The organism is Microlunatus speluncae, from assembly GCF_009299835.1.
GTDB classification, from domain to species: Bacteria; Actinomycetota; Actinomycetes; order Propionibacteriales; family Propionibacteriaceae; genus Microlunatus; species Microlunatus speluncae.
The window spans coordinates 195,699-210,970 of the sequence record NZ_VKCZ01000020.1 but is presented as its reverse complement, the minus strand read 5'-3'; the positions used below and the strand labels follow the sequence as shown (position 1 = coordinate 210,970).

15 protein-coding genes are annotated in these 15,272 nt (G+C 69.9%); 10 read left to right on the top strand and 5 right to left on the bottom strand.

All coding sequences use genetic code 11. The annotated features are described in order from the left end of the window. The first annotated feature begins 36 nt into the window (after positions 1–36). The 4 genes from FNH24_RS26450 to ggt all read left to right on the top strand — a co-directional run bounded on the left by FNH24_RS26450 (position 37) and on the right by ggt (position 5,030). On the top strand, positions 37–1,038 hold the full coding sequence (locus FNH24_RS26450; RefSeq protein WP_217428553.1) for a Bug family tripartite tricarboxylate transporter substrate binding protein: 1,002 nt from the start codon (positions 37–39) through the stop codon (positions 1,036–1,038). After that, positions 1,035–1,595: a tripartite tricarboxylate transporter TctB family protein gene (locus FNH24_RS26445; RefSeq protein ID WP_217428552.1), complete on the top strand. Its 561-nt coding sequence runs from the start codon at positions 1,035–1,037 to the stop codon at positions 1,593–1,595. Before FNH24_RS26450 ends, FNH24_RS26445 begins: the two co-directional genes overlap by 4 nt. After that, complete coding sequence (locus tag FNH24_RS26440) at positions 1,595–3,100, top strand: tripartite tricarboxylate transporter permease (protein ID WP_152365239.1); 1,506 nt, start codon at positions 1,595–1,597, stop codon at positions 3,098–3,100. The genes FNH24_RS26445 and FNH24_RS26440 overlap by 1 nt, the downstream gene beginning before the upstream one ends. Before the next feature lie 91 nt (positions 3,101–3,191). After that, on the top strand, positions 3,192–5,030 hold the full coding sequence (gene ggt / locus FNH24_RS26435) for a gamma-glutamyltransferase (protein WP_152365238.1): 1,839 nt from the start codon (positions 3,192–3,194) through the stop codon (positions 5,028–5,030). 55 nt (positions 5,031–5,085) lie between these two features. On the opposite strand, the gene FNH24_RS26430 is transcribed toward ggt, so the two are convergent. Further along, positions 5,086–6,036 carry a hypothetical protein gene (locus FNH24_RS26430; protein ID WP_152365237.1) on the bottom strand — a complete coding sequence of 317 codons (951 nt, stop codon included), beginning with the start codon at positions 6,034–6,036 and terminating at the stop codon, positions 5,086–5,088. A 91-nt stretch (positions 6,037–6,127) separates the two neighbouring features. After that, complete coding sequence (locus FNH24_RS26425) at positions 6,128–6,757, bottom strand: nucleoside/nucleotide kinase family protein (protein ID WP_152365236.1); 630 nt, start codon at positions 6,755–6,757, stop codon at positions 6,128–6,130. 104 nt (positions 6,758–6,861) lie between these two features. Between FNH24_RS26425 and FNH24_RS26420 the strand changes: the two genes are divergently transcribed. The 3 genes from FNH24_RS26420 (at position 6,862) to FNH24_RS26410 (ending at position 9,568) form a co-directional block, all read left to right on the top strand. Continuing rightward, positions 6,862–8,520, top strand: coding sequence for a long-chain fatty acid--CoA ligase (locus FNH24_RS26420; RefSeq protein WP_217428551.1), 1,659 nt, complete (start codon positions 6,862–6,864; stop codon positions 8,518–8,520). Then, the gene (locus tag FNH24_RS26415; RefSeq protein ID WP_152365235.1) at positions 8,510–8,917 is read left to right on the top strand and encodes an NUDIX hydrolase; all 408 of its coding nucleotides are present in this window, start codon (positions 8,510–8,512) and stop codon (positions 8,915–8,917) included. The genes FNH24_RS26420 and FNH24_RS26415 overlap by 11 nt, the downstream gene beginning before the upstream one ends. 264 nt (positions 8,918–9,181) lie before the next feature. Then, positions 9,182–9,568: a peptidase inhibitor family I36 protein gene (locus FNH24_RS26410; RefSeq protein ID WP_217428550.1), complete on the top strand. Its 387-nt coding sequence runs from the start codon at positions 9,182–9,184 to the stop codon at positions 9,566–9,568. A 101-nt stretch (positions 9,569–9,669) separates the two neighbouring features. On the opposite strand, the gene FNH24_RS26405 is transcribed toward FNH24_RS26410, so the two are convergent. Continuing rightward, positions 9,670–10,134 carry a hypothetical protein gene (locus tag FNH24_RS26405; protein WP_161606325.1) on the bottom strand — a complete coding sequence of 155 codons (465 nt, stop codon included), beginning with the start codon at positions 10,132–10,134 and terminating at the stop codon, positions 9,670–9,672. A gap of 37 nt (positions 10,135–10,171) precedes the next feature. Continuing rightward, the gene (locus tag FNH24_RS26400) at positions 10,172–11,221 is read right to left on the bottom strand and encodes a LacI family DNA-binding transcriptional regulator (protein WP_161606324.1); all 1,050 of its coding nucleotides are present in this window, start codon (positions 11,219–11,221) and stop codon (positions 10,172–10,174) included. A gap of 318 nt (positions 11,222–11,539) precedes the next feature. Between FNH24_RS26400 and FNH24_RS31610 the strand changes: the two genes are divergently transcribed. From FNH24_RS31610 to FNH24_RS26385, 3 genes are all read left to right on the top strand, one after another. Continuing rightward, positions 11,540–12,484 (top strand): DUF4185 domain-containing protein, encoded by a 945-nt coding sequence (locus FNH24_RS31610; protein WP_161606323.1) that lies wholly within the window; start codon positions 11,540–11,542, stop codon positions 12,482–12,484. A 22-nt stretch (positions 12,485–12,506) separates the two neighbouring features. Next, a complete protein-coding gene (locus tag FNH24_RS26390) occupies positions 12,507–13,046 on the top strand; it encodes a P-loop nucleotide/nucleoside kinase family protein (RefSeq protein WP_152365232.1) in 540 nt (179 codons plus the stop codon). Between the two features lie 77 nt (positions 13,047–13,123). Continuing rightward, on the top strand, positions 13,124–13,942 hold the full coding sequence (locus FNH24_RS26385; protein WP_152365231.1) for a hypothetical protein: 819 nt from the start codon (positions 13,124–13,126) through the stop codon (positions 13,940–13,942). Positions 13,943–13,976: 34 nt separating this feature from the next. On the opposite strand, the gene FNH24_RS26380 is transcribed toward FNH24_RS26385, so the two are convergent. Further along, a complete protein-coding gene (locus FNH24_RS26380) occupies positions 13,977–15,116 on the bottom strand; it encodes a L,D-transpeptidase family protein (protein ID WP_152365230.1) in 1,140 nt (379 codons plus the stop codon). Between the last annotated feature and the right edge of the window lie 156 nt (positions 15,117–15,272).

The following is a 15,272-nucleotide window of genomic DNA, read 5'->3' as shown; positions in this document are numbered from 1 at the left end:
CTCGGGGCCGAGCCCACCCGACGCTGAGTAGGTCCCATGTCTCCACCGCGCACCAGGTCGAAGCTGATCGGCATGATCATCTATGCGGTCGTCTTCGTGACCGTCACCACGACGGCCGTCGTCTTCTCGGTCCGGGCGGCGAGCTCGGGCACCGACCTGCGGTCCAACCTCACCTACATCGCGCCGGCGGGCGTCGGCGGTGGCTGGGACTCCTTCGCCCGGGAGCAGCAGCAGGCGATGCGGTCCGGCGGGGTGGTCAACAACGTCCAGGTGGTCAACATCCCCGGCGCGGGCGGGACGATCGGGCTGAGCCGGTTCAGCACCATGACCGGGCAGGCGACCAACGTGATGGCCACCGGGACGGCGATGCTCGGCGGGATCGAGCTCAACGACTCCCCGGTCGACCTGAGCGACGTCCGGCCGATCGCCCGGGTGGCCGAGGACTACGACGCCGTGGTGGTCGCGGCCGACTCCCCGTACCGGAGCATCGACGACATCGTCGCGGCCTGGAAGCAGGATCCGAAGGCGGTGACCTGGACCGGCGGCTCGGCCGGCTCGATCGACCATCTGATCATCGCGGCGCTGGCGCTGGAGGTCGGCGTCGATCCGGCGGCGATGACGTTCATCCCCAAGTCGGGCGGCGGCGAGGCGATGCAGACCGTGCTGAACGGCACCTCCGACGTCGCGGTCACCGGCTACAACGAGATCGCCGATCAGGTCGAGTCCGGCCGGGTCCGGGCGCTGGCCATCTCGGCGCCGGAACGCCTGCCGGGGGTCGACCTGCCCACACTGACCGAGCTCGACTACGGGGTCGATCTGGTCAACTGGCGCGGGGTGCTGGCCCCGCCCGGCATCACCGACGAGGAGCTGGCCGAGCTCAAGGCGATCATCGAGGAGACCCGGAACTCGGCCGAGTGGCAGGACGCGCTGAGCCGCAACAAGTGGATCGACTCCTATCTGACCGACGACGAGTTCGCCGAGTTCATCACCCAAGATCAACAACGGATCGCCGACCTGATCAAGGAGCTGGGCCTGTGACCGCGGCGAGCGTACGGCCGTGGGGCGAGGGACGTTCCGGGCTGATCATGGCGGGCATCCTGGCCGCGTTCGCCACCTACTTGATCATCGGCGTGGCGGTGATGGAGGTGCCCGAGGGCACCGATCCGCCCGGGCCTGAGGTGTTCCCGATGATCATCGCGATCGCCGGCTACGTGGTCGCGGTGTTGCTGGCGGTGAGCTGGCTGCGGACGCCGACCCCGGCCCGGCCGGCCACCTTCGCCGAGGACGACGACGTGCCGGAGGAGCAGCGCCGGGAGGCCGAGGAGGCGGCCAAGGTGCCCTATCGAGCCTTCTCCGACTGGCGCTCGATCGCCTGGGCCGTCGGCGGTTTCGCCGCGTTCGCCGCGGTGCTGGAGTTCGCCGGCTGGATCATCGCCGCCGCGCTGCTGTTCTGGTGCGTGGCCCGCGCCATGGGCAGCCGCCGGCCGCTGTTCGACCTGACCCTGGCGCTGACCGTGAGCAGTCTGGTCTACCTCGCCTTCGGCGTCGCGCTGGGGCTCAATCTTCCGTCCGGGATCCTCGGAGGTGGTTTCTGATGGAGGCCCTGGGGCTACTGCTCGAAGGCTTCGGCCACGCCTTCACCCCGATGAACCTGCTGTTCGTCGTGGTCGGCTGCCTGCTCGGCACCGCGGTCGGCGTGCTGCCCGGCCTCGGCTCGTCGATGGCGGTCGCGCTGCTGCTGCCGATGACGTTCGCGCTCGACCCGACCGCGGCCTTCATCATGTTCGCCGGCGTCTACTTCGGCGGGCTGTTCGGCGACTCGACGATGGCGATCCTGATGAACACGCCGGGCCAGGCGTCGGCGATCGCGTCGACCTACGAGGGACACAAGATGGCCCGGGCCGGACGCGCTCCGCAGGCCCTGGCGACGGCGGCGATCGGCGCCTTCATCGGCGGCATGGTCTCCTGCATCGTCGTCGTCTTCCTCGCCCCCGTGCTGGCCGACATCTCCACCAGCTTCGGCCCGGCGGAGTATTTCGCGCTGGCCCTGTTCGCGTTCCTGGCCACCTCGTCGGTGGTCGCCGACTCGGTGATCAAGGGACTGACCTCGCTGGTCCTCGGCCTCGGCATCGCCACCATCGGGATCGACTCGGTGACCGGCACCGAGCGGCTCAGCTTCGGCGTCCCCGACCTGTTCGACGGCGTCTCGCTGGTCACCGTCACCGTGGCGCTGCTGGCGTTGGGCGAGGTGTTCCACATCGCTTCCCGGATCCGCCGCGATCCGGCGTCGAACACGATCCGGCGGTCCGGCCGGCCGTTCCTGTCGCTGCGCGAATTCCGTGAGGCGCTGCCGGCCTGGCTCCGCGGCACCGGCATCGGGCTGCCGTTCGGCGTGATCCCGGTCGGCGGCGCCGACGTGCCGACCTTCATCGCGTACGGGGCCGAACGGGCCCTGGACCGGCGACGCCCGGAGCCCCAGTTCGGCAAGGGCGCGATCCGCGGCCTGGCCGCGCCGGAGGCGGCCGGCAACGCCACCACCGGCACCGCGATGGGCGCCCTGCTGGCGCTCGGCCTGCCGGTCTCGGCGACCGCGGCGATCATGCTGGCCGCCTTCCGCCAGTACGGTCTGCAGCCCGGCCCGCTGCTGTTCGAGCGGGCGCCGGAGCTGGTCTGGGGGCTGCTGGCCAGCTTCTTCCTGGCCATGATCGTGCTGCTGATCCTGAACCTGCCGTTCGCCCAGGTGTGGGCCAAGCTGTTGCTGATCCCGCGGCCGTACCTCTATGCCGGCATCGCCGTCTTCTGCGCGCTCGGCGTCTACGCGACGTCGGCGTCGGTGTTCGATCTCTTTCTGCTGCTGGGGATCGGGCTGCTCGGCTTCGTGATGCGCCGCTACGAGTTCCCGGTCGCGCCGCTGTTGATCGGAATGGTGCTCGGCCCGCTGGCGGAGACCAGCCTGCGCGACGCACTGCTCAGCTCCGGCGGCGACTACGCCGTCTTCGTCTCCAGCCCGATCGCGGTCGCCATCCTGGCGCTGTTGATCATCGCCCTGTTGATCTCGGTCATCGGCCGGCTCCGGTCGGCGCGGAAGCGGGATTTCTGAGGGAGCGAGGGTGACAACGCGTGGACCCTCGCTTGGCAGCGGCCGCCCGGTCTGCGAAGAATGGGGTGCCTGCGAACAAAGGAGACCGGCGATGACCGATCCAGTTTCCCGACGAACCCTCCTCGCGGCCGGAGCCTCGGCCGCGCTCGGCACGGCCGCCGCCGGCGTGGTGGGGGTGCCGAGCGCGCGAGCCGATCGCGGCCGACCATTCCCGGAGCCGATCAAGGTGCCGGAGGCGATCGGCCGCGGTGGCGCCGTCGCCTCGGTCGACCCGTACGCGAGCGAGGTCGGCATCCGGGTGCTCCGCTGGGGCGGCAACGCCGTCGACGCGGCGATCGCGATGGCGGCTACCCTCGGCGTCACCGAGCCGTTCTCCGCCGGCATCGGCGGCGGCGGCTTCTTCGTCTATCACCAGGCCAAGAAGCGCCAGACCTGGACGATCAACGGCCGGGAGACCGCGCCGCAGAGCTACACCGAGGACCAGTTCACCGACGGCGACGGCAACGCCCTCGACTTCGACGCGGTGGTCAACTCCGGCCAGTCGATCGGCGTGCCCGGCACGCTCGCCACCTGGGCCGTCGCGGCCCGGAAGTTCGGCACCCGGCGGCTGGCCGACCTGCTGCTGCCCGCAGAGCTGATCGCCCGCAAGGGCTTCGTGGTCGACCAGAACTACCACGACCACACCGCGTCCAACGCCGAGCGGTTCGCCCAGTTCCCGGAGACCGCCAAGGTGTTCCTGCCCGGCGGTGAGGTGCCCGCGGTCGGCGCCGCGATGCGCAACCCCGACCTGGCCGACACCTACCGGCTGCTCCGGCGGCGCGGCATCAACGAGTTCTACCGCGGCAAGATCGGCCGGGCGTTGATCAAGGAGGCGCGCCAGCCGACCACGGTGGCCGGCGTCGAGGTGCTGCCGGGTGAGCTGACCCTGAAGGACCTGGGCCGCTACCAGGCGCCGGTGCAGCAGCCGACCCGGAGCAAGTTCCGCTACTTCGACGTGTACGGGATGAGCGTGCCCAGCTCGGGCGGGATCGCGGTCGGCGCCATCCTCAACCTGCTCGACGCCTACATCGAGATCTCCGGCCGCACCTTGGCCGACCTGAGCGAGCTGGAATATCTGCACCAGTTCTCCGAGGCCTCGGCGACCGCCTTCGCCGATCGCAACCGCTACGTCGGCGACATCGCGGACGTACCGGTGAAAGAGCTGCTCAGCAAGGGATTCGCGCACGAGCGGTCACAGCTGTTCGACCCCGTGAAGGCGCAGCCGCGGCCGATCCCGTTCGGCTTCCCGGACGGCGACTACGAGGATCCGCCGGGCACCGGCGACGGCCAGGCCGAGCCGTACGAGGGCCGCTCGACGACCCATCTCAACGCGGTCGACCGCTGGGGCAACGTGGTCGCGTACACGCTGACCATCGAGCAGACCGGCGGCTCCGGGATCACCGTCCCCGGGCACGGCTTCCTGCTCAACAACGAGCTGACCGACTTCAACTTCGTGCCGGTCACGCCGGGCGTCCCGGACCCGAACCTGCCCGGCCCGGGCAAGCGGCCGCGCTCCTCGATGAGCCCGACCATCGTGTTCGAGGACGAGCGTCCGGTGCTCACCGCCGGCACCCCGGGCGGCGCGACGATCATCACCTCGGTCGCCCAGATCATCGCCGGCCACCTGGGCCGCGACCTGGCCCTGGTCGACGCCATCGCCGCCCCCCGGCTGAGCTCCCGCAACGGCACCGAGGAGGCCGACCTGGGCCTGGCCGACTCCGCGACCGGCGCCGCCCTGACCGACCTCGGCCACAAGCTGTCATCGACCACCTGGATCGGCAACGCCTCCGGCATCTCGCTGGAGCCCAAGCTGATGACCGCCGCCGCCGAGACCGTCCGCGGTGGTGGCGGGGCGGCCGACGTGGTCGACCCGCGCGGCAGCGGGGACTGACCGGAGTCGAGTCGGTCCAGGTGGGCTGGACCGACTCGACCCCTGGACCGTCGACCTATCTGAGGTGGGAGGCCGTCCGGACGATCCGCTGGGCGCGCTGGGCGGGCACGCCCAGTGCGGCGAGGACCTTGTGCAGGAACCGGTCCCGCTCCGCCGGGGTGTCCGCTCCGGGATGGTCGACCCCGGTGATCATGGCGCCGCTCGCGCGGACGAAGCCGAGGGTCCGGAAGGAGCGGGCCAGGCCGTCGTATTCGTACTGCAGCGGCAGGTCTTCCGCCGTCGACAGGTGCAGCACCGACATGCGTAGCACCGGGGCCGCAGACCGGGGCACCGGAGTCGTTGGCGAGGAGGGCGTCCGGTACGCGTCGCGGCCATCGCCATCGTCCGGGCTCAGGAAGTCCGTCCGGTAGGCGACGTCGCCCAGGTAGGACGGTCTCGGCTCGTACCTGACCAGGCTCGGTTCGCGGAAGCCGGCGGCGGCACTGAGGAAGCCGGCGATGAACTTGCCCGCCGCGGCTCCCACGCAGCCGACCGCCAGCCCGATCACGATGCTCAACCACAACGGCAGGGAGGCGGCCGGCGAGGTGGCGACCCAGAGACCGAGCCCGGCGCCGGCCGTCGGCAGGGCGATGAACGCGATCGAGAACATCGCGCGGCCGAAGTTCCGGGACAGGAGCACGCCGACGAGCGCGCCGCCGGCTGCGTAGCCGACGAGGGTCGCAAGCCCCAGGGGTGCCGTCACGACCGAGGTCGAGACCAGGGCCAAGGCGGCCAGGGCCCCAGCCACCGATCCGTAACCGCGGCCGCTTTCGGCCATGCCCTCGGACCGCAGCCATCGATCGCGGCCAGCCAACTGGATGACGAGCCGACCGTTGGCCGAAGCCGTCCCGGCCGTCCAGCCGCAATAGCAGCCGACCAGCGCTCCGAACCAGGCGCCGAACATGAACCCGATCACCACGCCGATCACGGCCAGGACGACTGAGTCGACGTAGCTAGGTTTCGACATTCCGCAGGCCTCCCAACATCATCCCAATCGAACGTTCGCTGGGCGTCAAGATCACGCAGCCGGTCCTGGACGGATGTCACGGTGTCGGATCTCAGGTGGGGTCGAGGAGGGTGGGTCGGTCGGGGCTGTTCCACCGGACGACGACATCGGCCGTCGTCTCGGGGTCGACCTCATCGTCATAGCGCTCGTACGCGGGCAGGGTCCAGCGTTCCTCCGGTGGCAGCCGTCGTTCGCGGGCCGCCGGGGTCAGCGCGAGGTGCACGGTGAACTCGAACGGGAGCCAGCGGCCGAGCAGCAGGGTGCCGTCGAGGATCACGACCGCGCCGGGCCGCAGGGCGACGTAGTCGGCCCGGGTCGCGCGGTCGCGCTCGGTGTCCCACAGGCTCGGCAGCACCCGGCCGGTGCCGCCGGGATCGAGCGGATCGAGCAGCTCGCGGGCGATCGCGTTCGCATCCAGCCAGTCCTCGTAGAACGCCTCCGCGTCCTGCTTCCCGCGCTCGAACCGGAGCGAGGCGGGCCGGAGGAAGTCGGCCGCGGACACCCGCAGGACGTCCCGGCCGAGGACGCGCAGCGGGGCGACGAGGGCGTCGGCGAGCCGGCCGGGCTCGGTGGCCGGCTGGCCGTCGACCGCGACCCGCAGCCACCGGTCCGGCTCGAACGAGGCGAGCCGGGCCACGAGTTCCTCGACCAGTTGATCAACACCGATCGCGCGCACTCGCATCGCTTCAGCCTACGGTCCCGCGATGCGGCTCCCCGGAGTGCTTCCGTCAGCCGATTTCGTACGGCATGGTTGCGGTAGCCGTAGCACTCGACGAGGAGGCCTCGATGGTCGAAGATCTTGGGTTCGCCAGCACCATGATGGACATCCCGCTGCAGGTCCGCCGACTGCTTGATCACGGGGCCCGGGTGCACGGAGCGAGCCGGGTGATCACCGCGACCGACGACGGGCTCCGGGAGCGGACGTTCGCCGAGATCGGGGCCAGGGCGGCCCAGCTGGCACACGGGCTACGAGACCTCGGGATCGGGGCCGGCGATCGGGTCGGCACCTTCCAGTGGAACAACGACCGGCACGTCGAGGCCTATCTGGCTGTGCCGTCGATGGGCTCGGTGGTGCACCCGCTGAACATCCGGCTGTTCCCGGAGCAGTTGATCTTCACCGCCAACCACGCCGCCGACCGGGTGGTGATCGTCGACAACTCGCTGCTGCCCGGCTTCGCGAAACTGCTGCCGGCACTGACCTCGGTCGAGCACGTGATCGTGGCCGGCGACGCCGACCTCTCCGTGCTCGACGACGCCGGCGTCGCGGTGCACTCCTACGAGTCGCTGCTCGAGGGCCGGGCGACGACGTACGACTGGCCGGACGTGGACGAGCGCAGCGCGGCCGCGATGTGCTACACCTCCGGCACCACCGGCGACCCGAAGGGCGTCGTCTACAGCCACCGCTCGATCTATCTGCACGCGCTGGCCGAGGCGCTGCCCGACGTCTTCGACCTGTCCTACCGCGACCTGCTGCTGGGCGTGGTGCCGCAGTTCCACGTGCTCGCCTGGGGGCTGCCGTACACGGCGTTCGCCACCGGCTGCTCGATGGCGATGCCGGACCGGTTCCTCGCGCCGGAACCGCTGGCGCGGTTCATCGCCGCGGCCCGGCCCAACAAGGCCGCTGGCGTGCCGACGGTCTGGGCCGGCCTGTTGCAGCACTTGGCGGCCGCCCCGGACGCCGATGTGTCGTCGCTGACCGAGGTGGTCGTCGGCGGCTCGGCGCTGCCCGAGGCGATGATGAAGGCCTTCGACGCCCGCGGCATCACCGCACTGCACGCCTGGGGGATGACCGAGATGAGCCCGCTCGGCACCCTGGCCCGGCCGCCGGCCGGCGCCGCCGAGGCCGACCATGATCGTTATCGGCTGACCCAGGGCCGGTTCGTCCCGTCGGTCGAGGCGCGACTGATCGGCCCGGACGGCGACGAACTGCCCTGGGACGACGAGTCGGTCGGCGAGCTCGAGGTGCGCGGACCCTGGATCGCGGACGCCTACTACGGCGCGGACGACCCGGACAAGTTCCACGACGGCTGGCTGCGGACCGGCGACGTCGGCGTGATCAGCCCCGACGGCTACCTGCGGCTGACCGACCGGTCCAAGGACGTGATCAAATCCGGCGGCGAGTGGATCAGCTCGGTCGAGCTGGAGGGGCACCTGATCGCCCACCCGGACGTGGTCGAGGCCTCCGTCGTCGGGGTGCCGGACGATCGCTGGGGTGAACGCCCGCTGGCCGCCGTCGTCCTCCGTGAGGGTGCGCAGATCACCTTCGACGACCTGCGCGCCTTCCTGGCCGACAAGGTCGCCCGCTGGCAACTCCCGGAGCGCTGGACCCTGGTGGCCGAGATCCCCAAGACCAGCGTCGGCAAGTTCGACAAGAAGCGGATCCGCCGGTCCTACCGGGAGGACGAACTGGACGTGACCACCTTGGGCTCCGACCGTGATCGATGATCATGGCGTCCGGGAGAAGGTCGCCTGGATCCTGATCCGGGATGATCAACTTCTGGTGACCCGGGTCCATGGCCGGGAACTCTTCTATCTCCCCGGCGGCATGCGCGAAGAAGGCGAGTCCGACCGCCAAACGCTGGTCCGGGAGATCGACGAGGAACTGCAGGTCGTGATCGACCCCGACACGATGCGACACGTCCACACCGCGGAGATCCCGCCCGGTCATCCGGCCCACGGGCCGTTCCGGATGATCTGTTACACGGCGGCATATCAGGGCGAGTTGGTGCCGTCGCGGGAGATCGCCGAGAAGGCATGGCTCCGGCACGCCGATCGGGATCGGGTGTCGGTCGTGGATGCGCTGGTCTTCGACGCCCTGCACGAGGCCGGCCGACTGCCCTGATCCGGGGCGCTTGAGTGTTGGTTCCACCGTTCTTCGCCCCACCTACTCGACCAACGCATCGTCTGTTGCGGGGGCGAAGCAACCGAAAGGTGGGCGAAGAGCAGCGCGCGGATGATCTTGGGCTGAGGAGCTTGTCGGAGGGCAGGCCCGGTGAGGTTGTGTCGCAGAAACCGCCACGATCGGAGTTGGCCGAATCGCTTCCGGCTGCCGCAACTGCTGCTTACAATCCTCAGGATGGCAATTAATTACGGCCGAGGAGGAATCGTGGGCAGAAAGTTTCAGGCATTGCTGGCGGCGGGCGCGATCACGGCATTGACGTTCTTGCCGGCCCTGCCGGCCCAGGCTGCGACGGGCTACGACCGTTGCCCCGACAATCACTACTGCATGTTTTCCGGGCTGGACGGCGGCGGCGAAATCCTCGCCGTGCAGGGCGACGTCTCCGACCTGGGCGCGATGAACGATCGCGGGAAGTCCGACTGGAACCGGACGGACTCCTGGATCCACCTCAATTCCGAGGTCGACTACGCCGGCTGCGAAGCCGTCACCGGCCCGCGCGACAAGGGCAACTTCTTCTCCACCTACCGCGACTTCTTCGGCTCCCTCCGCTTTGACGGCGCCAACGGCCCGTCCTGCGGCGGCCCGCGGGACTAGCGACCGGATCGCGATCGCCCTCCGGAGTCAGGTCCGGCGGGCGATCGCGTCCTCGCTCGGCGACGCTGTCCCCTCGGATGACCGCCAGACCTTCGCCGCGATCACGCTCGTCCGGCGTCCGGCGGATTCAGGTAATTGATCACGCTCCAGGCACGGAGGAAGTCGGGGTGAGTACGGAAGTGCCCCGCGTAGACCATCAGATCGGCGAACATCTGGTCTGTGATCCGTCCCTCGGCCACCATGGCGGCTTCGATCTCCTCGAACCGAGCCCGTCTCCTCGCCTGGTGATCAAGGAGCACCTGGACGCGCTCGAGGCCGTCAGCCGAGGGTGGACCATGCTCGGGGCTGTTCAGGACATTCTGCTGAGGCTGCGGCAGCGGGCCCCGGCCGCGCGTGCGCCGATAACGATCGACCACCGCCTGATCCTCCTCGAAGCGCTCGAGCACGAACGAGACGAGCCAAGGGATCTCGGCGTCATCCTTGGCAAGGTCACAGTGGACGACCGTCGGATACCTCGCAGACCTGCTCTCGGGCTGCGATCGATGTCGATGCCAGGGGAGCCGCATCTCTTCAGATTACGAGGATCGGACTCAGCGCACCAGGTCAGTAGCTCGGGTCACGGTTGATGATCAACTGAGCGGGGAGCTCGCGGCGCTGCGGTGCGGCCGTCGGGTCGGCGAGGCGAGCGAAGAGAAGTTCGGCGCCGGCTCGGCCGACCTCGTACGGGCGGCTGTCGATCACCGTGATGCCGAAGGCGGCGGCGAGCGGGAAGTCGTCGAAGCTGACGACGTCGGGGCGGGTCGCGGCGAAGGCCCGGGATTGGAGCAGGCCGGTGCAGAGCCGATTGTTGTCGACGAAGATCGCGTCCGGCCGGGCGCGGCCCAGCAGATCCTCGGCGGCCCGATGCGCGTCGTCCTCGGTCACCAATTCGTCGCGGACCAGCTCATGATCAACAGCCAGCCCGGCGCCGGTCAGGGCGGCGACATAGCCGGCCCAGCGTTCCATCGCGCCGCTGCCCCGGCGCGGATGACCGAGGTAGGCGATCCGGCGCCGGCCGGCCGCCAGCAGGTGCTCGACCCCGGCCCGGGTGCTGGCCTCGTTGGTCGTGGTGACCGAGTCCATCGCGGAGCCGAGCCCGGGTGGAGGCGAGTCGACGAACACGATCGCGGAACCGTACGCGGCCTCGTGCGCGAGATAGCCCAGGTCGTCGCCGACCGGAGCGATGATCAGCCCGGCGACCCGTTGGGCGAAGAAGGCCTGGAGTTGACGTCGCTCCAACCCGGGATCGTTCTGGGCGTCGGCGGTCAGGACCAGATAGCCGTGTTCGGCGGCGATGGAATGGATGCCGCGCAGGATCGGCGCGAAGAACGGATTGGCGCTGTCGCCGAGGGTCACCCCGATGGTCGTCATCGCCTGGCTCTTGCGGCGCAACCCCGCGGCAACGTCGTTCAGCCGGAAGCCGATCCGGTCGGCCTCGGCGACGATCCGCTGCCGGGTCGACTCGCGCACCCCGGCGTCACCCCGCAGGGCCCGGGAGACGGTTTTGATGCTGACCCCGGTCGCGGCCGACACCTCCTGCAGTCGCGGCCGCCGAGGCCCCGGCTGCGGCGACCCCGGCCGAGGCGGCGGCGCGGCGGGCGGATCGGTGCTCATCTCGGGATTGTAGGTGGGGTGTTGCCACCCGGCGGCCAGCCTGCCTAGAGTCGTCCGAACGCGATTGACAACGTTGACATTTCGTGGCCGGGGCGTCCGTGGACGCGATCGGGCCGGAAGGGGATTCCCATGAGACCTGGACCGTGAACCACCCTCGGCGCCACCCTGCTCGCCGGTGTCACGGCGCTCGGCCTGTTCGGCCCAGCGGCCCGGGCCGAGACCGTACCCGCGACGCCGCCGGCCGACCAGTGCTCGGCCGGCGCCCCGAACCATTCCAGCGGCTCGCTCGGCGCCCCGACGGCCACCGCCAACACCGAGGTGACGGAGGCGTTCCGCGCCTTCGGCAACAGCGGCGGCGGCTGGCCGAACCAGGGTGGCTGGGCGGCGTCGGACGGGGTCTATTCCACGACGGTCCGCGGCTACGGCGTGGTGTGGCTGATGAACGACACCTTCCTCGGTCCGGTCAACGCCGACGAGAGCATGACCGAGCCCGGCTTCATCCACGGCTCGATCGTGCTCGGCGGCGCCGACGGCCTGCCGGACACCACGATCACCGGCGGCACCCAGCACGACCCGCACTCGATCGCCGATCCGCCGGGCGCGGTCGACGGCGACCCCTGGTACTGGAACGGAGACGGCATCGTCGACGGCGGCCAGCTGAAGGTGTTCGAGTACCGGACCGGCAAGACCGACGGCGAGCCGCCCTGGAACTTCGGCTGGATCAGCACCGACATCGTCACGTACACCAAGGATTTCAAGGTCCGGGACGTCACCACGACCTACGGCAAGGCGGGCGGCGTCAGCTGGGGCACCGAGCTGGTGCAGTGCGGTCGCTTCACCTACATCTACGGCCTCAAGGACAGCTCCATCCACCTCGCCCGCGCCCGGGCCGGTCACCTGACCCGGCAGGACTGGCAGTTCTGGAACGGCACGCGCTGGACCTCCGATCCGGATTCGACGGTCGCGATCACCACCGACGTCGGCGCCTCCTACAGCGTGACCCCGATGAACGGGCAGTTCGTGCTCACCACCACCTCGGCGGCGATCTTCACCGACCACCGCGTGTACGTGGCCACCGCGCCGACCCCGGCCGGCCCGTTCGGCCCGCGGACCGCGGTCTACACCGCCCCCGAGGGCGGCGTCGGCAACCTCTACGCGCCGTACAACGTCGCCGCCCATCCCGGCATCAGCCAGCCCGGCGAGCTGGTGATCTCGTACAACGTCAACAACAACCGGCCCCGCTTCGTCACCATCCGCTTCTAGCAAGTCGCTAGCGTCGTGCACCATGGCGACCACGATGGTGTTGATCAACGGCCTTCCCGGCGCCGGGAAGAGCACCCTGGCCCGAGCGCTGGCGCCCGAGCTCGGCGCCACCTGGCTGAGCAAGGACCGGATCAAGGAAGCCCTGGCCGACGCCGTCGGCGTCGGGACCATCCCGACGCAGCGGCTCGGCGCGGTCACCGGCGAGACCATCTGGCTGCTCGCCGCCGAGGTGCCGGGCCTGGTGCTGGTCGAGACCGTCGCCAATCCCACCCGGAACCGGGGGCACTTCGAGCGTGGCCTGAAGATCGCCGGCGTCGACCACCTGGTCGAGCTCTGGTGCGACGTGCCGACCGAGCTCGCCTGGGCACGCTATCTGGCCCGGGCCAGGCATGCGATCCATCCGCAGGGACCGGAATCCCGGGAGGGCTGGTGGGCGCTGGCCGAGCAGATGGAGCCGATGGCGATGGGTCCGTTGGTGCGGGTCGACACCTCGTCCCCGGTTGCGGTGGCCGAGGTTGCCGCCGGCATCCGCACGGCACTGGAAGCCAGTCCGGCTGCGTGATCATGAGGTTTCACCGGCGGTGGCAGCACCCTTAGAGTGCTGCGAACGAAACACTTGATCGAAGCGAGGTGTCGTCGTTGGCTGCGGTGTTGCGCGAGGTCGCTCTGTCGGTCCTGGTGCTGCTGGTGGTGTTCGCTTTCGCGGTCGGCGGCCTCGCGGCCGTCTGGTTTCCCCTCGAGACCATGATCAGCAGCGACGACGGGCCGGACGGCGACCTCGTGGCCGACTCAGTGATCATGATGATCTTGGGCATCGCCCTGGTCGCCTTCGCCGTCGGCCTGGCCGTCGCCTTTCCGGCAGACCGGCGGGAGAAGCATCGGATCGCCGTCACCGTGATTGCTCTCGTCGCGGCGTTCGGCATCGGGACCGCATTCATCGTCGTCAACTTTCCCGGCGGCCTGCCCGATGACGTGTACGAGCTGGACCGGGCCTGCGACGGCACCACCTATGACGACGCCACACCCTATGCGGGTCCCGCTCCGCATCCGGTCACCGTCCAGATGCCGTCCGAGACCGGTCAACTCTTGATCGAGACGCCGGGGCTGCCGAACGGGTCCGTCTGGCCGGTAGCCGATCCGGACGAACCGGAAGCCGTGCAACTGATTGCCTGCGGCTCGCTGGAGGGCGAACAACGGTCCGATGAGCTGACCTGCGGTCCGTACAGCCCCACCGGGCTCGGGTCAGGGATCTCGGTGCCGATGGTACGAGCGACCTACCGGGTCCGCGTCTATGAACTCCGCACCCACCGGCAGATCCGATCGGTCGTCGTCGAGGGCGAAGACACCGAATGCCCCAAGACGACCAGCGAGCCGCCGCCCGACCGGATGCTGAGCGAGCTCACCGATGATCAATGGCAGACCGTGTTGGCCGACCTGGTCAACGCCGACCTTCCCTGAACCGGCTTCCTGATCATGGATCTGTCGATCATGATCAGGAGTAGACGATCACCTTGTCGCCGACCCGGGTCTGGGCATAGAGGGCGACGATCGCGTCCCAATTCCGGACGTTGACACAACCGTGCGAGGCGCCGTTGTAGCCGCGGGCGGCGAAGTCGGCCGAGTAGTGCACGGCCTGGCCGCCGCTGAAGAACATCGAGTACGGCATCGGCGTGTGATAGATGTTCGAGATCACGTCCTTCTTCTTGCGCAGCACGGAAAACGTGCCCTCGCGGGTGGGCAGCTCGTCGGAGCCGAACCGGACGTCCATCCGCAGCTTCGGGGTGCCGTTGATCAACCAGACCAGCTTGTTGGTGCGCTTGCTGATGCAGACCGCGCGGCCGGTCAGGCAGCGCTCGTCCAGCCCGGCGGTGGAGCTGCTCGGGACCGCGTCGGCGAGCTCGGCCGCGGTCGGCTTCCGGGTCCGCCCGACCAGGGCGTCCCAGGTCTGCTGGTCCACCGCGCCGGTCACCCCGAGGCCCCGGTCCCGCTGGAAGTCCCGGACCGCGGCCGTCGTGACCGGACCATAGCTGCCGGTGATCGACTCGTCGAAATGATCAAGCTGCTTCAGTCGCGCCTGCAGTTCCTTCACCTTGCGGCCGGAGTCGCCGCGGGAGAGCAGCGCGGGGCGGTTGCTCAGCTCGGCTTCGGTCGGCGTCCGGGTCATCCCGATCAAGGTCTCCCAGGTCCGCTGGTCCACCGCGCCGGTCGCCGTCAGCTTCCGCTTTCCCTGGAAGCCCTTCACCCCGCGGGCCGTGACCTTGCCGTACGTTCCGGTGATCGAATCGGCGAACCAGTCCAGCTGCTTCAACCGCGCCTGCAACTCCTTCACCTTGGCGCCGGAGTCGCCCTCGGACAGGATCGGCCGGGCCGGCGGCTTGGTCGCCGACGGCTTGAGCGTCGGTGTGGGGGTCGGCTCCGGGGTGGGCGACGCGGGCGAGGTGGTGGGGGCCGGGGTGGCCGAGGGCTCGGTCTCATCCGGCGTCGGACCGGCCGTGGCCGGCGGTCGTTCCGCGGGCGGCAGGGGGTCGGCGACGTGCAGCGGGACGCCGCACCCGGCGACCAGCAACGCGCCGGCCAGTGCCAGCCCCGACAGGAGCTTCAGCCCACGGAGTCGTACCCAATGATCGGCCATCGTTGCGGCCTCCCCTCGACCGGGACGCCGAAAACTCAGGCGTCACACAAAGCACAGGAGTAACACGCGGGAGCGGCGTCGGCCGCGGAATGCGAATCCGCCGCCCCAACCGTTGCCCGAGCGTTACGGACTACACCCCTGTTACGCCAGCCGACC